The following is a 19,723-nucleotide window of genomic DNA, read 5'->3' as shown; positions in this document are numbered from 1 at the left end:
ATAAAAAGCCTGTATCAAGCCCCAAAATAAATCCAAATATCGCCCTAAAGCACTACCAAACATACGTATTTGGTTGTGAAAAATTTGTTTTGACACATCAAAAAGCCGGCATAAAGCCGGCTCTTATTAATGAATCTAAAGAGATAGATTGCTATTTGAGGTCTTCACCTAATAAAGCTTCAACGTAAGGCTCTACCTTGAACTCACGTAAGTCCTCAGCCTTCTCACCAATACCAACATAGCGAATAGGGATGCCGTACTTATCAGCAAGTGAAATAACCACACCACCCTTGGCTGTGCCATCAAGCTTAGTAAGCACTAAACCAGATACATTCACTGCCTCGGTAAAGAGTTTGGTTTGAGATACTGCATTCTGACCAGTTGCAGCATCAAGTACCAGTAAAGTCTCATGAGGAACAGCTGGATCGATCTTCTGCATTACACGAACAATCTTGCGCAGCTCTTCCATGAGATTGTCTTTGTTCTGCAGACGACCTGCAGTATCACAGATGAGTACGTCGATATCACGTGCCTTTGCGGCGTTAACTGCATCAAAGAGTACTGATGCACTATCAGAGCCTGTAGCCTGAGCAATAACCGGAACATCTGCACGACGGCCCCACTCTTGTAATTGCTCAACTGCAGCAGCACGGAAAGTATCACCTGCTGCTAACATGACTTTAAGACCCATATCCTGGTACTTCTTCGCAAGCTTACCAATGGTAGTGGTCTTACCGGCACCGTTTACACCTACCATCAGAATAACAAATGGAGTGTGATCCATCACCATCAGTGGTTTTTCCACTGGATAGAGAATATTGGACAGGATACGGTTTAAGTTATTACGCAGCGCACCGGCATCACGCAAATCACGGATACGAGACTCATCGCGTAACTGCTCAATGACTTTCATGGTGGTATCAACACCTAAGTCAGCCTGAATAAGAGCAGTCTCTAAGTCCTCGTATAACTCTTCATCGATCTTTCGACCAAAGATCAGAGAGCTCACACCAAAGGCAAGATTATCGCGAGTCTTCTTTAAACGGCTGAAGAAGGAGGCTTTCTCTTTCTTAATCTCTTCTTGCTGTTCTACTTCGACAGGTTCAGCAACCTCAGTCTCTTCAGACTCGGTGTCTTCTTGCTCAGCAGCAGCTTCTTCTTTGGCTTCTTTAGCGGCCTTAGCAGCACGCTTGCCACGACGCTTAGTTTTAGGTTTGCCATCTTCATCAGACTCAACCTCACCCTCAGCCTCGTCAGCCTCTGCCTTTTCTGCGTCCTCTGATTCTACAGCCTCACGTGCAGCTTCCGCCTTGGCCAGTGCCTCAGCTTTTTCTTCGGCTTCTGCCTTAGCCTTTGCCTCGGCTTCTGCCTTAGCTTTTTCTTCGGCTTCTGCCTTAGCCTTTGCCTCGGCTTCTGCCTTAGCTTTTGCTTCAGCTTCTGCCTTGGCCTTTGCCTCGGCTTCTGCCTTGGCCTTTGCTTCAGCCTCTGCCTTGGCCTTTGCTTCTGCCTCTGCCTTGGCCTTTGCTTCGGCCTCTGCCTTAGCCTTTGCCTCAGCTTCTGCCTTGGCCTTTGCTTCGGCCTCTGCCTTGGCCTTTGCTTCGGCTTCTGCCTTAGCCTTTGCCTCAGCTTCTGCCTTGGCCTTTGCCTCAGCTTCTGCCTTGGCCTTTGCCTCAGCTTCTGCCTTGGCCTTTGCCTCAGCTTCTGCCTTGGCCTTTGCTTCGGCTTCTGCCTTGGCCTTTGCTTCGGCCTCTGCTTGAGCCTTTGCTTGTGCTTCGGCTTCTGCCTTAGCCTTTGCCTCAGCCTCTGCTTTGGCCTTTGCTTCGGCTTCTGCCTGAGCGGCTGCAACTGCAGCGGCGTCTACGTTGTCAGTCTCTTTACTTGCAACAGCTGGAGCAACCGCATCGGTTGCATCATCCTGAGACTCAGAGCTCGTTCCCTGCTTGGCGCTGTCGCAAGATGGCTCTTTTTTTTCGGCTTCCTCAACTTGAGCTGCAATATCGTCGATGATCTCAGAGTTAAGGTCACTATCCTTGTCGCCATCAGCAAACACAGCCTCATTGTCATCTTGTAGACTCAAATGGCCCTGTTCAGCCTTCTCTTCTTTAACGATGGCATCAACAACCGGCTGGTCATCCTGTTCGTCACGGCTTAAAGACTGTTGTTCTAGTTGAGACTCTTGTGAAACATCAGCTTCGTCTTTCTTTTTTCTGCCGAATAACTTTGAAAAAAAACCCATGCTTATAAGTTCCGATTCTGCTCGACTGCCAGTGCAGAAGAGGCATATGACAAAACACAACTAGACCATACAATTGTATGATTCAGCTTGCTGCAGCTTACTTCCACAAGATGTTAAAGCCCTAAATTTTAGGCATAGTTGTGAAGTACAAAGCTATCGATTCTTTGTTTGGCTGCTTGAGAGCAACATTGCTCAAATTGACCAAGTGGTCACAGATAAAGTGTGGCCTGATCAAGATAGAAGATAGTTGGCCTCTTTAGTGAGGCTTAGCATTAAACCAATTATCAATGCAAAGCGCTAAACATTATAGCGAAAATGCCCAAGAATGAGAGAAAAGCCTTACAATGGAGCCGAAATCTGTATTAAAACGATTTGCAGATAAGAAATTAACGAAGGCTTTCAGGGGAAATAAGTGGCTTACGACAACAAGATCCGTATCATTGGTGGCCTATTTAAGGGCCGTAAGTTAGAAGTTATCGACATGGATGGCCTACGTCCAACCACCGATCGCGTTCGTGAGACCGTTTTTAATTGGATTGGCGAAAGAACTAGCGGCGCTGCAGTTTTAGATTTATTTGCAGGTTCTGGAGCTTTGGGCCTTGAGGCTTTATCACGAGGAGCAAAATCTCTAACCCTAGTTGAAAAGGATGCAGATACAGCAGCAATCCTTAAAAGCAATATCTCCACCCTGCCTGATGCTGCAGGTGAAGCTCGTGTAGTCAACCAGGACGCTTTAAGCTTCCTTGAGAACCTGGAAAGTAAACCAGCCTTTGATCTTATCTTCTTAGATCCACCATTTAGCTCAGATCTACTCGAGCCTGCAGTAGAGTTGATCGTACAAAAAGATTTACTCAATGACGGTGGCGTAGTCTATATTGAAATGAACAAGGCTAAGAAGAAAGTACTCTTTGGTCTTACTATGATTCGCGATGGCGAAGCTGGTCAATGTCACTACGGTTTATACGAACGTAGCTTCTTTATCTAAATCAGGCTCAAAAGGCATAAAAAAAGGGACCAATTGGTCCCTTTTTTTGTCGAGTTAATAGAAGAACTATTAACGTCTGCGTGAGCGTGCGAGCTCGACCACCTTGAGCTGAGCCATTGCCTCGGACAGCTTGATGAAGGCCTGAGTGTAGTCCTTATCACCAGCATTGGCATGAGAAATGGCCTCACGTGCTGCGCGCATTGCTTCTTCAGCCTTAGCTGCATCAATGTCATCAGCACGCAGAGCAGTATCAGCAAGGACAGTTACGTCCTCAGGCTGAACCTCTAAAATACCGCCTGCAAGATAGATCTGATCTTCTTTACCCTCAGCGTCAACTAAGGTAACCATACCTGCCTTGATGGTGGTAATTAAAGGAGTGTGGCCATGGCGAATACCCAGTTCACCCTCAGAGCCAGTTACAGACATAGCTCTGACGCGACCTGAATACATACTGCCAACACCACTTACGACGTTAAGATGGAAAGTAATATCTTCCATGCGTCATACCTCCTGACTATAAGCTCTTGGCCTTCTCTACAACTTCATCAATAGAGCCTACCATGTAGAATGCCTGCTCAGGTAAGTTGTCGTATTCGCCGTTGATGATGCCCTTGAAGCCACGGATGGTGTCCTTTAAGGATACATACTTACCAGGGGAGCCGGTAAATACTTCAGCAACAGAGAATGGCTGAGATAAGAAACGCTCAATCTTACGTGCACGAGCTACGGTAAGCTTGTCGTCTTCTGACAGTTCGTCCATACCTAAGATGGCGATAATGTCCTTGAGCTCCTTGTAGCGCTGCAGAATAGTCTGAACGCCACGAGCTACCTCATAGTGCTCCTGACCAACAACGAGCGGATCAAGCTGACGTGAAGTAGAGTCAAGCGGATCCACAGCTGGGTAAATACCTAAAGATGCAATCTGACGTGAAAGCACGATGGTTGCGTCTAAGTGAGCGAAGGTAGTAGCTGGGGATGGGTCAGTTAAGTCGTCAGCAGGCACGTACACAGCCTGAATAGAGGTAATGGAACCCTTCTTAGTAGAAGCAATACGCTCCTGAAGTGCACCCATTTCCTCAGCTAAGGTTGGCTGATAACCTACAGCTGATGGCATACGACCGAGCAGAGCTGATACTTCGGTACCGGCTAAGGTATAACGATAGATGTTGTCGATGAACAACAGCACGTCCTTACCCTCGTCACGGAACTTCTCAGCAACGGTCAGACCAGTTAAAGCTACACGTAAACGGTTCCCTGGTGGCTCATTCATCTGGCCGTAAACCATGGATACCTTGTCAAGAACCTTAGACTCTTCCATCTCGTGGTAGAAGTCGTTACCCTCACGGGTACGCTCGCCTACACCGGTGAATACGGATAAGCCTGAGTGGGCCTTAGCGATGTTGTTGATAAGCTCCATCATGTTAACGGTCTTACCTACACCAGCACCACCGAAGAGGCCTACCTTACCACCCTTAGCGAAAGGACAGATAAGGTCAATAACCTTAATACCGGTTTCTAAGATCTCAGTGGTTGCGCTCTGCTCTGCGTAAGTAGGAGCAGCACGGTGAATAACCCAGCGATCTTCCTCACCGATAGGGCCGCGCTCGTCCACTGGCTGGCCCAGAACGTTCATAATACGGCCTAAGGTTGCATGGCCTACAGGAACCTTAATACCATCACCAGTATTAACAGCTTCTAAGCCACGGCATAAACCGTCAGATGAACCCATGGCGATACAACGTACAACGCCGCCGCCGATTTGTTGTTGCACTTCTAAAACGATGTCAGGACGCTGTTTGCCGTCGCCCTTAATATCGAGTGCGTCATAAAGCTCTGGGATGGCGTTTTCTGCAAACTCCACATCCACAACAGCGCCGATGATCTGCACAATAGTGCCCTTTTCACCAGCACGCTTTCTAGCTTCTGCCATTTTTTATCCTCTACTTGTTTAGACCGCTGATGCACCCGATACGATGTCATTAAGTTCCATCGTAATACTTGCTTGACGTGCCTTGTTATATTCAAGTTGCAGATCGCTAACAAGAGTCTCGGCGTTATCCGTAGCGGCCTTCATAGCCACCATTCGGGCAGCCTGCTCACTGGCAAGGTTCTCAAGAACTGCCTGGTAAACCATCTGCTGAATATAACGATCTAAAACTACATTCAAAATGATAGCTGGATCAGGTTCGTAGATGTAATCCCAATGGTGGCTCTTTACGTTCTCATCATCAGTGATTGGGAGAGGTAAAAGCTTAACAACCATTGGAAGCTGCACCATCGTATTCTTAAAGCCGTTGAAGCACAGATTGATCTGATCAACTTCGCCGTTTAAGAAAGCCTGAGTCATCACCTTAATGGCACCGACCAGCTTGTCAGGTGAAGGCTCATCACCAAAGCCTGCGTGTTGAGCGATGATTTCAACGCCAGCACGGGCAAAGAATGAGTGGGCCTTACCACCTAACAGTACAGTCTTAACACCTTTACCGCTGTCTAAGGCGCCTTTAATCTCGCCTAAAACCTTACGGAAGAGGTTGATATTAAGACCACCGCACAGGCCACGATCGGTAGAAACAATGATATAACCAATGTTCTTAACCTCTCGCTCAACCATGTACGGATGGTGGTACTCAGTGTGACCAGCGGCAATGTGTCCGATGATGCGGCTGAGAGCCTGCGAATATGGACGTGAAGAAGACATTTTCTCCTGAGCACGTCTCATCTTCGATGCGGCTACCATTTGCATCGCACTAGTGATCTTCTGAGTGTTCTTAACACTAGCGATCTTAGTGCGGATTTCTTTTGCTCCGGCCATTGTTAGAGCTCCTAGTAAGTCTGAGTTGACTTGAACTCAGAGATTAAATCGCCAAAGCTCTTAACGATGTCATCGTTATAGTCTGGCTTCTGCTCGAGGCTGTTCAGCAAATCGCCGTACTTCTGACGAGCAAACTCTAACAGGGCGGACTCAAATGGCAGAATCTTGGAAAGTTCAACATCCTCAAGGTAGCCACGCTCAGCTGCGAAAATAACGAGAGCCTGCTCAGCAACAGTTAATGGAGCAAACTGCTTTTGCTTCATGAGCTCGGTTACCTTCTGACCGTGATCAAGCTGCTTACGAGTTGCATCATCAAGGTCTGATGAGAACTGAGCGAAAGCTGCAAGCTCGCGGTACTGAGCTAAAGCGGTACGAATACCACCTGAGAGCTTCTTAATAATCTTAGTCTGTGCGGCACCACCTACACGAGATACGGAGATACCTGGGTCAACAGCAGGACGAACACCTGAGTTGAACAGAGAAGAAGTTAAGAAGATCTGACCATCGGTAATAGAAATTACGTTGGTAGGAATGAACGCGGAAACGTCACCTGCTTGGGTCTCAATAATAGGCAGAGCGGTTAAAGAACCAGTCTTACCCTTGACCTTACCACCACTAAGCTCCTCTAAGTACTCAGCGTTAACACGTGAGGCACGCTCGAGAAGACGTGAGTGTAAGTAGAAAACGTCACCTGGGAATGCTTCACGCCCTGGAGGACGACGCAGCAGCAGAGAAATCTGACGGTAAGCAACAGCGTGCTTTGATAAGTCGTCATAGATGATTAAGGCGTCTTCGCCCTGATCCATGAAGTACTCACCCATAGCACAGCCTGCGTATGGAGCAATGTACTGCAGAGCAGCAGTATCGGATGCAGAAGCTGCAACAACGATAGTGTTCTCTAAAGCACCGTGCTCTTCAAGCTTACGTACTACACCAGCAATGGTGGAGGCCTTCTGGCCGATAGCTACGTAGATGCAGCGTACACCATAGTTCTTCTGGTTGATAATGGTATCGATAGCTAAAGCAGTCTTACCTACCTGACGGTCACCAATGATCAGCTCACGCTGGCCACGACCGATAGGAATCATAGCGTCAACTGCCTTATAGCCGGTCTGGATAGGCTGAGCAACGCCCTGACGAGCAATAACGCCTGGAGCAATCTTTTCTACTGGGTAGAAAGCTGCCTTCTCAATTGGGCCCTTGCCGTCAATTGGCTCACCTAAGGTGTTAACAACACGACCTAATAAGCCATTGCCAACTGGTACTTCCAGAATACGGCCAGTGCTACGAACCTTCATACCCTCAGATAAGTGAGAGTATGGGCCTAAAACGATAGCACCAACAGAGTCACGCTCGAGGTTTAAAGCCAGACCATAAAGACCTTCGCCGAAGTCCAGCATTTCACCTTGCATGACGCTTGAGAGGCCGTGAATACGAACGATACCGTCGTTAACGGAAACGATAGTACCCTCGTCGCGAGCCTCAGTGACAACCTTAAATTGCTCGATGCGCTGTTTGATGAGATCGGCAATTTCAGTTGAGTTTAATTGCATTTAAATTTCCCCTGCTTTACTTGAGGGTAGAGGACAATCTACCGAGGTTGGTCTTTACACTGCCATCAATAACTTCATCGCCAACGCGAATGATGACACCACCCATGATGCTTGGGTCAATTGTACGTGTAAGACTTACGGTTGCCTGATACTTTTGCTCAAGCTTGGCTACGATTGCTTTCTCGTCCTCTTTAGCAAGTGGACGGGCTGATACAATCTCAACAGCCTTTACCTTCAGATAGTCGTCTCTTAACCTGATAAACTCTTGACAGATTTCAGGGAGAACTTCAAAACGATCGTTCTCACCTAAAACTCGAACAAAGTTCTGAGCTTTGTCATCAAGAAGATCACCTGCAACCCCGATCAAAATCTTAGCAGCCTCATCGCGAGTGGCTGCATTCTTGATCATAGTGAGGAGCTGCTCGCTAGACACTGCGCAGGATAAAGCCTGCAGTGACACTGACCACTTGTCGAATGTCTTGTCTTTCTGAGCAATCTCAAACACTGCTTGGGCGTAAGGTCTTGCTATAGTTAGGTTCTCAGCCAATGCTTTGCCCCCACTCTTTACAAGGAATCAACAATCTTCTTGACCATTTGATGATCAGAGCTTGAGTCCATTTTCTTATCAAGAATTTTCTCCGCACCAGCAACAGCTAAGGCGATAACTTCAGCACGTAATTCTTCACGAGCCTTGTTACGCTCTGCCTCGATTTCTGCCTTAGCAGAATCGATGATGCGGTTCTTTTCGTTAGTAGCCTCTTCAGCAGCACGGTCCAGGATCATTGAGCGCTGCTTTTGTGCCTCATCAATGATCTTCTGAGCCTCTTCCTTTGCATTACGCAGAGTGTCTGAGGCATTGGACTTAGCTAACTCAAGGTTCTTTTTAGCCTTTTCGGCGTTGGATAAACCGTCAGCAATTTCCTTTTGACGCTTCTCAAGAACGTCCATTAAAGGTGGCCAAACATATTTCATGCATAAGACCACGAAAATGAGGAAAGCTACGGCCTGTCCTAAAAATGTAGCATTAATTTCCAAGGTGTTAGCTCCTTGCTAAAACTCTCGTTTAGCTTAAGCAGCAAACATGAGGTACATGCCAAGGCCTACACCGATCATAGGAATAGCGTCAACAAGACCCATTACGATGAAGAACTGAGTACGGAGTAATGGAAGTAAGTCAGGCTGACGTGCAGAGCCCTCTAAGAATTTACCGCCTAAGATACCGATACCGATTGCAGCACCGATAGCAGCTAAGCCCATCATAATACCGGCAGCGAGGATGTTGAAATCCATTTAAATTCTCCTTAAAAGTACAAATTTCTTTGCTTTTTTATAGCTTTTTAAAATCATCAGAACCAAAGTGTGAGGGGTAAAGTTAAGAAAAACTCACGCCCTTTGGCCCGTTGCAGAATGCATCCAAGTAGCCCATAAGTAACTTACTTGGTACATCTGTTTATGAACTTTTCATTCACTTCACTAAGAAGCTAAGCGAACATTAGTTTTAAGTTGCAAAACATTAGCGTCGTAAAAAGTTGTTGTGACTACTAGCACTTTGTAACTTAGTTTGCTCGCTTAGTCCTCTTCACTGGCCATTGACAGATAAACAATAGTCAGAACCATGAAGATGAATGCTTGCAAGGTAACAATCAGAATGTGGAACAATGCCCAAGGCACGTTCAGCACCCACTGAATCCACCAGAGAGGTAACAGAGCGATAAGGATGAAGATCATCTCACCGGCGTACATGTTACCGAAGAGTCGCAGACCTAATGAGACAGGCTTGGCCAGGAGTGAAACACCTTCCAAGATGACGTTAATAGGTGCGAAAACCCAGTGATGGAATGGGTGAAGGGTATAAGCCTTAACGAAGCCCTTAACACCAATATTGGTGAAGGCAAAGTAGAAGATCAGCAAGAACACACCACATGCCATAGACAAGGTGATGTTTACGTCAGCTGATGGCACTACTCTTAAGTAAGGAACACCGATTGTGCTTGCAAAGTGAGGTAACAGATCGATAGGGAGCAGATCCATCAGGTTCATGAGGAAAACCCACATAAACACAGTCAGCGACAGTGGAGCAATGAGATTGCTCTTGCGCTTGAAGATGGAGGAAACAGATCCCTGTACGAACTCAAAGATCATTTCTACAAAGCACTGAAGCTTGGTTGGAACTCCAGTAGCAGTTCTCTTAGTAGCGCTTCTGAATAACCAGAAGAACAGTAAACCTAAGAGCACTGTAAAGCCTAGAGAATCTAGGTTTAAGTGGTAGAAGTTAATCAATGAAGCCTCATGCTCCGAAGGCGCGTGATAGGAGATACAGGAGCCTTGAGCTAAATCTGAAAAGTAGCACTGATCATAACCAGTGATGGTTAAGCAATCAGACTGAGATCCGCTTGCTTCCATGCACTTTTCGTAAGCTGCTGGCTCTCTAGGAATAACACTATCTACGATACTGCCATCGCGGAGATCAACCTGCAAGAAATGAAGGTGGTGTCCAATATATTCTTGAGATGAAGTCCCAGACATAAGATACTTTTGATTCCTGGATGAACTTGCAAAAACGCTCTTTAAAGCAACACTAAGAAATTACCGCACTCAGGATTTAGGCCTGAAATGAGCAGCATTTAAAAATGCTCGCCTTACATAGCATAGTTGCGCTCGATGACTAAATTACTGCTTGTCCTCAGAGTTTTGATTCAAATGCAGATGTTATGGCAAGCCATCTCATCAAGCCTTTTAAATCATTCCATCCCAAGCCAAAATTTATTACAGGTAAGCAAGCAACAACAAGCTCAAAGAGCAATCGTTAGTACTTACCGCCTAGCCTAAACCTGGCCTCTTGAAAGGTAAGTTAGCAAGCAATACCTGCCATCTTATCTTTAGCAAGATAGGAGGTCATGTACGTCGTAGCTTTATAACATCTCAATAGGCTGCCAAAAACTACGAGGCTGTCCTCTGAAGTATAGAAACGCTAAAGCTATCTTAGAGGCTGCTTTTAACTACCTTGCCTACATATACAAGTACATGTAAGGAAGTTAGCGCAAGTAGCGTATCTAAGAGATTTTTAGCTGCTCTCTGAACTCTTCAATGTAAAAGACATGGCGCATTTAAGAACTAAACAGCTCTCAAAACGAGAACTAACCCTAAGCTTATGCAAATGGGTATTCCCGTTTTCATAAGCCTGATCTAATGACTTAATAGTCATTGACCAAAAGGATAAAGCCCTCAAAAGCGCCATGACTCTCATAGTCAACAAGACCCATGCTACACAGACTTAGGTTTGACAACTTATAAAAGCTACAAACTTAAAGTCGCAAGCACGAATGTTGAAGACTAGTGGTGAAGTGCCCTTGAGTCACAACTAAAACACCATGATAAACATGTTCATCATGGGGAGATAAAGTGCGTTACAAGTCTGTAATAGGCTGGCTTTGATGTGCATTTGTAGTGCAATGCACTCAGATACAAATCGATGGCATTACCGTGCTAAAAATAAAGACCTGTAAGGGTCAAAATTCAGAACAATAAGCCATGAAAAGCCCGCTAGACAGAGCTTAGCAGTTCCTTTATCAGCTTGATAATATACTCTGATTGTTTTCAAATGAGAAATTGAAATCACAATCTTGTGACATATACATATGGAAAAAATTATCAAGTTACAAAGCTAGTTATCATCACGTGTTAACTAAAGTGTGCGCATTGTCACGCGACCATTGAGAGCTTAGTCACACAAAACTCTTAAAGGCCTATCAATAAGCGCAAAAGCATACGTAATTCTCTGCCAACTCAGGCAATCAAAATAGGTAAGATTCCCAGGTCAAACTGGTATACAAGTTCATGCAGAACTCTCTTTTTTACTATGTATAAGCGCATTTATAGTCAAACATAACCAACAGCGGTGTGTGCGCTAGATCAAAAGACAAACGCTAACTTGTATACATACAGATCCCACTCATTTTGACAAGATACTAAAGATGCGCATTACACCTTTTATCTAACCCTACTCTAGACTCTTTGCAAAATATTCTTGCATCGATTCGGTGCATTACTAAGCACCCTGCACCGCAACTTTTTGCAGTCACTCATCTAAATTGACTTTTAAGTACCCCACAAAAAGGGAGCACTCCAGCGTAGCTCATGACCTGATGCAGCTAAATTTTGCTTTAGCAACCATAAACCATCAAAACATCCATTTACTGTTAATTGCACTCAGAGCGCCCGCACCAAATACTAATGATCTCTCACCACTTAAATCTTAAGCTCGCCACGCTCAAACCATACTTAAAAGGGATCTCAGCTTCGATGAATCTAACGGCGATCTTAGCGATCTCAAAATATCGCGCACCGCCACGACCAGCACGCATAGCACTCTCAAGATCTTATGGCCACACTTACGATCTTGCCAAAGCACCGCCCCCTGCGCTTGCTGCTACTCTTGCTCTTGCTCTTGCTCTTGCTATTGCCACCACTTCTGATCTTTGTCTTGGTCTTAGTCTTTGTCTTGGTCTTTGTTTTAGTCTTGAGTGAGGCAGCTTTAGCATCACCATATACATCGGCAAATCATCGTTACTTAAGGCCGTGGCTTGTGTATTGGTATTAGTCAAATGCTTGTACGGGCAATAATGAAAAAAGCTCGATCCCATGTACCACATCTTGATCTTAAAGAGGCGGTACATCAATCGAGCTTTTTATGATCTGTAATCTAAGTGTTTTGCTACTTAATTGCTGCATCACCACTTGAGTTTGCAGCACCTTGTGAACTGGACTTATAAGTCTCTTGAGCAGCCTTCTGTGAGGCAAAGCCTAAGCTATAGCTAGAAAGAACTAATTGCACGCACATCATGATTACAAATGTAGCAATGGTGATCATGTCATTAAGATCAGTGAACTTAAACACAGCTCCTAAGATCAGAACCATGATGGAGTACTTATAGACCTCTGCCTTGATCGCATCGTACATCACACCTGCAGTACCTGGAAAACGGCTCTGCTCGCCACGACGTGCAATAAAGTTATATACCGCAAAAGGAATAATTACGCCTAAGCCACCACATATAGAAGAGATCATAAACCACAGGGCACAACCTAAGGCACCTTGATCTGCTAATGGACCAGCAATAGCAGCTAAGGATTGAGCGTAATCAATTGGTTCTTGAGCGCCCGCATAATAAGACTCAAGCCCCTTGATAAGATTGTAGCCTTTGTAAAAACCCACAAATGCAGAACCAAACATACATAAGATGAGCACCTGTAAAAGGCGGATCATTTTAGGTAAGCCATGCTGCTTTTTGCTAAGTTCAAGAGCCTCTTGTGCTGAGATCTTAGAGACAAACTGATCATCTGCCTCTACATCGTCGTAGGCATCATATGATCTATCTTTATTACCACTCTTGAGATCGATTGGATGTTGATTGCTACTGTCTAATTGTTCACGTAAAACAGACTTAGCAACATCGTGGCTGTTGTGCTCGTTATTATCTACAGTGTTCTCGTCACTGTTATACAGATTTGAATCTCTCATATCTTTTTAGTGGCTAACTCATGCAGCTAAAAGCCCAAGCTTCCACACTCTCCTATGTAAGTTGAAAGTCACTATCACATATACAAAGATAGTCCCATCAGCTTGATCTTTGGCCATAAAAAACTAGGCAAAAGATCTGAGCGACTCACGTAGTATAACTCCGAGTTTATCTTAGAAACTGCCTAAAAGTGTATTTAATTTTGTGTAAATACTTTTTTGAAATTCTGTGGATATGATTTCAAAATTTTGTGGATAAAATCTTGATTCTATAAGGCTTTCACGCAAAGTACAGCTATATGCAGACACTCCTTATCTGCACTAGCTGATCTTGCTACTTATCATCTGTAGCGATCACATCACCAGCTTGAGAACTTACTACACTCAGACCTAAAGCCTTAATGATCTTGCTCAGCTCATCTTGTGAAGAATAGCTTAAAACTAAAGAGCCTTTGCCATCATGCTGATGCTTAAACTTAGCCTTACAGCCACCAAGCCTGTCTGATACGCTCTTTTCGAGCTTGCTTAACAGCTCCAAATACAGATCTTCTGATTTTTTGGATTTTTCTTTATCTGAATGAGACGATTTGTCTTTCTTGTCTTGTTTTTGCTGCAGCTCTTTAATGTAAGCCTCTGTACCACGCACTGACAGAGCTTTCTTGATAATAGTACGGCATGCCTCAACCTGATGGCGACCTGATAAAGACAATAACAGCTTGGCATGACCTAGGTCGATCTTGTTGGCACGCAGACAAGCAAGAGGCTCATCCTCTAATTTAAGTACACGCAAGAGATTAGCTACGGTAGAACGAGACTTACCGATATCCTTAGCTACATCATCTTGTGTCATATTGCACTCTTGCATCATCTGATCGATAGCAATAGCCATTTCTACAGGATTGAGATCTTCGCGCTGTAAGTTCTCAATGAGAGCAATAGCATAGCCCTTATCATCAGTGACATCACGAATGAGGCAAGGTACTGACTCAAGCTTAGCTTCTTTAGCAGCTCTAAAACGACGTTCACCGCAGATGATTTCGTAGATGTCGTCACCAATCTTCTTGACTAACAAAGGCTCTAATAAACCGTGTGTAGCAATCGACTCAGATAACTCTAAGATAGCCTTTTCATCAAAATGGGTACGTGGCTGATACTGAGATGGACGCAGCTTATCAATGGAGAGATCATGAACCACATTATTCATACTCTCATCAGTTCTACTGCTCGTAGTACTCAAAGAAGCATCTTGAGCATCCATAGTATCTGCTATTGCCTCAGCACCGAAGGCACCTACGCCAAAGCTACCTACCTTCTCAGGATCATTGTTCTTATTGTCTTTACGCTCACTCTTAAGATTTGATTTGTGCTTATCTTTGCCTTGCTTTAAAGACTTTTTAGCCTTGTTCTTTGATCCTTTAGCGATATCATCAGCCGCATTGAGGCTCTCTTTTGCAGCTTCATGCATTTTCTCAAAACTATTTGATGGATCTTCTTGTGCTGTAGCGCTCTTGATTGCATCTTGAGGCAGGTGCTTTTGAGTATTTAAAGCACTAGGAGCGCTCTCATCATACTCATCTTGGCCTTGAGCATGAGCTAAGGAGCGTTGAAGAAGTCGATTTACCCTTGTGGATTTACCATCAGAATTACGAGCAGACTTTTCAGCGCTCTGACTGAGCAAGGCGCTTAAACCTCTTCCCAAACCGGCCATGTTTGACTCCAATAGCAACGAAATAGCAAAGATAGTAGCAAGATGTTGATCTCCACGGCCGATGTATAAGCTACTCGTAAGGCCATGGGGTGCGCTAAGAAAATATAACGCCAATGTATGAACTAAAAGTAGCAAGCTCAGCCATTGACGTTTTTAAAAGGGCAAGTGATATCAGGCAAAAGTAACTACTAAGAGCTACTTTGTCTTAACTGCAGGTCGTGCAGCTGGCTTTTTAACCTTTGCTGCCTCTTTACGTACCTTAGCAGCAATACGCTCAGACTCAAGCTTATCTTTCTCTACGATCTCTGAGGCGAGCTGAATGTAGTTTGTAGCGCCCTTAGAAGACTTGTCATAGTAGATAACTGGCTTACCGAAGCTTGGGGCCTCAGCTAAGCGCACATTACGGTGAATGATAGTCTTGTAAACGAGATCGCCAAAGCTTACTTCTAAATCACGTGACACATCCACAGCAAGACGATTACGAGGATCGTACATGGTACGTAAAATACCCTCGATTCTTAAGTGTGGGTTAGCTACGCGAGCGAGCTGATCTACAGTGTCGATAAGCAGAGTTAAGCCCTCAAGTGCAAAGTACTCACACTGCAGCGGAACTAAGATACAGTCAGCTGCACACATGGCATTTACAGTTAAGAGGTTTAAAGATGGAGGGCAGTCAATGAGGATGTAATCGTAATTATCCTTGATAAGTGCAATGGCGTTCTTTAAACGAACTTCACGCATGTACTTATCAATAAGCTTAACCTCAGCCTCGGTTAAGTCCTCGTCAGCTGGAATTAAATGGAAACCGCCCGAGGTGTGAGTAATGAGAGCCTCGCGGATATCCACATCATCAAGCAGCACATTGCAAATAGAGCATTCTAAGTTGAACTTATCAATACCACTAGCCATAGTGGCATTACCCTGAGGATCAGAGTCAATAACCAAAACGGCCTTTTCCATAGCAGCCAAAGAGGCAGCTAAGTTCACACAAGTTGTAGTCTTGCCGACACCGCCTTTCTGATTAGCGATAGCAATGATTTTAGCCATATTATTACCTGAGATCGGATAAGTTAACTCTTGCTTGAGACTGCCATAAGCATGAGGCAACCCCAGCACACTTAGATACTCTCTTTAAGTATGCTCTTGCTTGTAAACAAAGTCTTACAGGCATACTTGCATACCAACATACTACTTTAGCACATCTAAAAGATTCGCACTGTGATACTCATGACGCTTGTAAACATTTGTAAAGCATCAATCAAATCTAGTGCACTTTAGCCTATCTTTTTTGTAAAAGAACCAAGCATCTGTACACAAGGACGCTATGCACCAAAGACTGAAGTGGGCAAGATGTCATTAAGCAGCTAGCACCCACGTTAAACGTTACTAGCCTTTAGCACTAAATGTTTGCTTAAACTTTCTTGAGCACAACAGCCTGACGCTTAGCATCACACTCAGGAACGTGGAGCTCTTCAATACGCTCAATCTCTACTGAGCTAGGAATAGCATCGAGTTCTTCTTGCTCTAAGTTAGCCTTCATCGCCACGAAACGACCATCGTCTTTTAACAATGGCAGACACCATGACACCATACGCTCAATTGGAGCAAAAGCACGGCTCACGATGCAATCAAAAGGCTCATGCTCAATTTCCTCACAGCGCTTGTTGATCATCTCAACATTGCTCAGCTTTAAGCGAGCTGATACCTGACGAACAAATGAAAGCTTCTTACCTACAGAATCAATCAGGGTAAAGTTAAGCTCAGGATGAAGCACAGCCAGAACTAATCCAGGGAAGCCTGCACCAGTTCCCACATCTGCAACATGCTTAACCCCCTCAACTGAAGCAACTACAGGCGCAGCTACCGCACTATCGAGAATGTGCAATACGGCCATCTGCTTAACATCGCGAATAGCAGTTAAGTTTAAGGCTGAGTTCCAAGTGTTGAGCATCTCTAAGATGATGGTGAGCTTTTCAAGTTGCTCATCAGTAATACTTAAAGATGTTTGTCCAAACAAGGACATCAGATAGCTTTTGGTGTCATCAAAATTAAACGGAGCAACCTTAGAGGCCATATGCATTCCTTGTACAAACGATAAAGTGAGATATTAAGCGTTGTGCTAATTAGTTATACATGGCCATAGCAGCGTGAGTATGTTCAGATCCATACTCTTACGGATAGCTACATCTACTGCTCTTTAGCTGCTATGACCAAGATAATCACTTAAGCGCTACTCTTTAATAATAGCGCCAGATACTGCCTCTGAAGTAGCCATCAAGGATGGATCAGGCTGACGATTTAACAGACCGAGCTTCTTTAAGTGTACGAGCAAGATAGAGATCGCAGCTGGTGTTACACCTGAAATACGTGAGGCCATACCTAAGGTCTCTGGCATAAACTCATTGAGCTTTTGGGCAACCTCGTTTGATAAAGAAGAGATAGTTCTGTAGTCAAACTTCTGCGGTAGCAGAGTCTTTTCATTAAGCTCGCGCTTTTTAATCTCCTCAAGCTCATGCTCAAGATAACCTTGATAGCGCACCTGAATCTCAACTTGCTCTTCTGCTTGAGGCAAGGTAGCAATTGGCTCTAAGCCTGCTGCCTCTAACAGTGGCTTTAAGCGAGACTCAGGTCGACGCAGCAGCACCTCTAAAGTCTGCTCTTTGGACAGGGCGTTATTTAAGATCTTGTTGATGCTCTGGCCCATCTGAGAACTTGGCTTTACTAAGGTCTCACGCAGACGAGCCTTTTCACGCTCGATCTGAGTTTGCTTCTCTTCAAATGCCTTATAGCGCTCATCAGAGATGATGCCTAAATCACGTGCAGTTGGGGTGAGACGAATATCTGCATTGTCCTCACGTAAAATCAGACGGTACTCAGCACGTGAAGTGAACATGCGGTATGGCTCTTTAGTGCCTAAGGTGCACAGGTCATCCATCATTACGCCCATGTAGGCTGTATTGCGGGATGGGAACCAAGACTCCTTACCTTGTACAAAGAGTGCGGCATTGATACCAGCTAAAAGACCTTGAGCTGCAGCCTCTTCATAGCCAGTAGTACCATTAATCTGACCTGCTAAGAACAGACCCTTGACCTTCTTAGACTGCATGGTAACTGACAGTTCACGTGGGTCATAGAAGTCATACTCAATTGCATAGCCTGGACGCGCAATAATAGCGTTCTCAAAGCCCTCAATAGAGTGAATGAACTTCTCTTGAATATCGTATGGAAGAGAAGTGGAAATACCGTTCGGATAAATAAGAGGTGAGGTTAATCCCTCTGGCTCAACAAAGATCTGGTGAGCGCTACGATCTGGGTAGCGGACAATTTTATCTTCAATAGAAGGACAGTAGCGAGGACCAGTTGACTGAATTACACCTGAGTACAGCGGGCTACGATCTAAACCTGAGCGAATGATGTCATGGGTACGCTCATTAGTATGAGTAATATGGCAGCATACCTGCTCTGGCAGAACCGAGTTGTCATCCATGAAAGAGAATACTGGTAGCGGATGCTCAGGCTCTTGGCGCTGCATTTTGGAGTAGTCGATGGTATCTGCGACTAAGCGAGCTGGAGTACCAGTCTTTAAACGACCCTGCTTAAGACCGATTTCCTTTAAGTTCTCTGCTAAAGAAATAGAGGCAGGATCACCTGCACGACCACCTTGATAGTGATTGAGTCCAATGTGGATAAGTCCATTCAAGAAGGTGCCGGCACAGATGATGACAGCCTTGGCATAAAACTCAATATCAGCTGCAGTATTAACACCGCATAAAGTATCACCATCAAAGAGCAGCTTAGTACATGGCTGTTGGAATAAGGTAAGGTTTTGGTAAGAGGCTAAGGTCTTACGCATTACATCCTTATACAGGTGACGATCGGTTTGAGCACGAGTAGCTCTAACAGCAGGGCCCTTAGATGAGTTTAAGGTTCTAAACTGAATACCTGCTCTATCAATAGCCTGTGGGCAAATGCCACCCATAGCATCAATTTCACGCAGTAAGTGGCCCTTGCCAATACCACCGAAAGCAGGATTGCAGGACATCTCACCGACAGTTTCTAGATTGTGAGTTAACAGCAAAGTCTTGCAGCCCATACGAGCTGCAGCACCAGCAGCTTCAATACCAGCATGGCCAGCGCCAACAACAATGACATCAAACTCTCTAAAAGACATGGCAACCTCATTTTAGTAAGAACCCACAAGCTTATGCTTGCAAGTAGAATTTTGGGTTTAAATCATGTCGCCTTTCGGTAAGTCGCCTAACGCAATCTAAGCACGACCTATTTCACGGCCCGTACAGCGAATCCATTGCTCGTACGCACTTACTTAAGACCAATGAAAACTATTGTTCTTAAATACCCTACGCTATCTAAAATCACCAATAGACTTATAAAAGTCCAAGTACGCAATGAGCGGGCGCTATTTTAACGCATATTTAGCTTGCAAATGAGATTTTTAACACCCTTATCAGCAAAAACTTTTTCCCTTCAATTGCGATCCTAAGTGCTCGCGGCAACTTAAGTACTCTAAGTAGTGCCTAGCCTTAAACTAAAGTAATCAAGTAGCCAATGGCCACATAAAAAAACAAGCCCTACTCCACACCCATGCTCAAGCCATTTGCAGCCTAAAAATTTTAGCCGCCCCCACACGTAAATGGCCAGATCTTAATTGCAGCAAATAAGCTAAAGAAGCTCAAGTAGCAAACTAACCTCATGACACTTTTATGAGTAGTAGCAAATAAAATTCATCTGAACAATCAAAGCTGCAGATCTATAAGACAAAAACAAAACCACAGAAAACAAAAACAAGCTAGACAGCATTAATCACTACTCACTGCTTCAAAAGCTAACTAATCAAGCAGTAGATAAGATCTTAATTAGAGTTACTACACAAGCCAAAGCTAAGATCTCAAA

Annotated in this window: 15 protein-coding genes; 1 reads left to right on the top strand and 14 read right to left on the bottom strand. The window is 44.7% G+C overall.

Translation table 11 applies throughout. The annotated features are described in order from the left end of the window. Positions 1 to 151: 151 nt before the first annotated feature. Positions 152 to 2,236 carry a signal recognition particle-docking protein FtsY gene (ftsY, locus tag RDO37_RS06225; protein ID WP_308498463.1) on the bottom strand — a complete coding sequence of 695 codons (2,085 nt, stop codon included), beginning with the start codon at positions 2,234 to 2,236 and terminating at the stop codon, positions 152 to 154. A gap of 412 nt (positions 2,237 to 2,648) precedes the next feature. Between ftsY and rsmD the strand changes: the two genes are divergently transcribed. After that, positions 2,649 to 3,221 (top strand): 16S rRNA (guanine(966)-N(2))-methyltransferase RsmD, encoded by a 573-nt coding sequence (gene rsmD / locus RDO37_RS06220; RefSeq protein WP_027939933.1) that lies wholly within the window; start codon positions 2,649 to 2,651, stop codon positions 3,219 to 3,221. A 69-nt stretch (positions 3,222 to 3,290) separates the two neighbouring features. On the opposite strand, the gene RDO37_RS06215 is transcribed toward rsmD, so the two are convergent. The 13 genes from RDO37_RS06215 to mnmG form a co-directional block, all read right to left on the bottom strand. Further along, positions 3,291 to 3,719 (bottom strand): F0F1 ATP synthase subunit epsilon, encoded by a 429-nt coding sequence (locus RDO37_RS06215; RefSeq protein WP_281710189.1) that lies wholly within the window; start codon positions 3,717 to 3,719, stop codon positions 3,291 to 3,293. A gap of 16 nt (positions 3,720 to 3,735) precedes the next feature. Beyond that, positions 3,736 to 5,151 carry a F0F1 ATP synthase subunit beta gene (gene atpD, locus RDO37_RS06210; protein WP_281710188.1) on the bottom strand — a complete coding sequence of 472 codons (1,416 nt, stop codon included), beginning with the start codon at positions 5,149 to 5,151 and terminating at the stop codon, positions 3,736 to 3,738. Positions 5,152 to 5,169: 18 nt separating this feature from the next. Further along, complete coding sequence (atpG, locus tag RDO37_RS06205) at positions 5,170 to 6,033, bottom strand: F0F1 ATP synthase subunit gamma (protein WP_281710187.1); 864 nt, start codon at positions 6,031 to 6,033, stop codon at positions 5,170 to 5,172. An 11-nt stretch (positions 6,034 to 6,044) separates the two neighbouring features. Further along, positions 6,045 to 7,586 carry a F0F1 ATP synthase subunit alpha gene (gene atpA / locus RDO37_RS06200; protein WP_027939929.1) on the bottom strand — a complete coding sequence of 514 codons (1,542 nt, stop codon included), beginning with the start codon at positions 7,584 to 7,586 and terminating at the stop codon, positions 6,045 to 6,047. Between the two features lie 16 nt (positions 7,587 to 7,602). Beyond that, a complete protein-coding gene (locus tag RDO37_RS06195) occupies positions 7,603 to 8,133 on the bottom strand; it encodes a F0F1 ATP synthase subunit delta (RefSeq protein ID WP_027939928.1) in 531 nt (176 codons plus the stop codon). Positions 8,134 to 8,150: 17 nt separating this feature from the next. Next, entirely contained in the window at positions 8,151 to 8,621 is a 471-nt protein-coding gene (gene atpF, locus RDO37_RS06190; RefSeq protein ID WP_027939927.1) for a F0F1 ATP synthase subunit B, read from the bottom strand. 33 nt (positions 8,622 to 8,654) lie between these two features. Further along, positions 8,655 to 8,876 (bottom strand): F0F1 ATP synthase subunit C, encoded by a 222-nt coding sequence (gene atpE / locus RDO37_RS06185; protein WP_027939926.1) that lies wholly within the window; start codon positions 8,874 to 8,876, stop codon positions 8,655 to 8,657. A gap of 279 nt (positions 8,877 to 9,155) precedes the next feature. After that, positions 9,156 to 10,112, bottom strand: a complete 957-nt coding sequence (atpB, locus tag RDO37_RS06180) for a F0F1 ATP synthase subunit A (protein WP_027939925.1) — start codon at positions 10,110 to 10,112, stop codon at positions 9,156 to 9,158. Positions 10,113 to 12,300: 2,188 nt separating this feature from the next. Beyond that, positions 12,301 to 13,107 (bottom strand): ATP synthase subunit I, encoded by an 807-nt coding sequence (locus RDO37_RS06175; RefSeq protein WP_308498462.1) that lies wholly within the window; start codon positions 13,105 to 13,107, stop codon positions 12,301 to 12,303. A gap of 331 nt (positions 13,108 to 13,438) precedes the next feature. Further along, positions 13,439 to 14,812, bottom strand: coding sequence for a ParB/RepB/Spo0J family partition protein (locus RDO37_RS06170; protein WP_308498461.1), 1,374 nt, complete (start codon positions 14,810 to 14,812; stop codon positions 13,439 to 13,441). 195 nt (positions 14,813 to 15,007) lie between these two features. Beyond that, positions 15,008 to 15,859, bottom strand: coding sequence for a ParA family protein (locus tag RDO37_RS06165; protein WP_044121861.1), 852 nt, complete (start codon positions 15,857 to 15,859; stop codon positions 15,008 to 15,010). A 364-nt stretch (positions 15,860 to 16,223) separates the two neighbouring features. Next, positions 16,224 to 16,886, bottom strand: a complete 663-nt coding sequence (rsmG, locus tag RDO37_RS06160) for a 16S rRNA (guanine(527)-N(7))-methyltransferase RsmG (RefSeq protein ID WP_052339009.1) — start codon at positions 16,884 to 16,886, stop codon at positions 16,224 to 16,226. 156 nt (positions 16,887 to 17,042) lie between these two features. Next, complete coding sequence (gene mnmG / locus RDO37_RS06155) at positions 17,043 to 18,983, bottom strand: tRNA uridine-5-carboxymethylaminomethyl(34) synthesis enzyme MnmG (protein WP_308498460.1); 1,941 nt, start codon at positions 18,981 to 18,983, stop codon at positions 17,043 to 17,045. Positions 18,984 to 19,723: the final 740 nt, after the last annotated feature.

It is taken from the genome of uncultured Anaerobiospirillum sp., from assembly GCF_902485895.1.
Taxonomy (GTDB): domain Bacteria; phylum Pseudomonadota; class Gammaproteobacteria; order Enterobacterales; family Succinivibrionaceae; genus Anaerobiospirillum; species Anaerobiospirillum succiniciproducens.
This window is presented reverse-complemented; position numbering and strand designations above follow the sequence as displayed.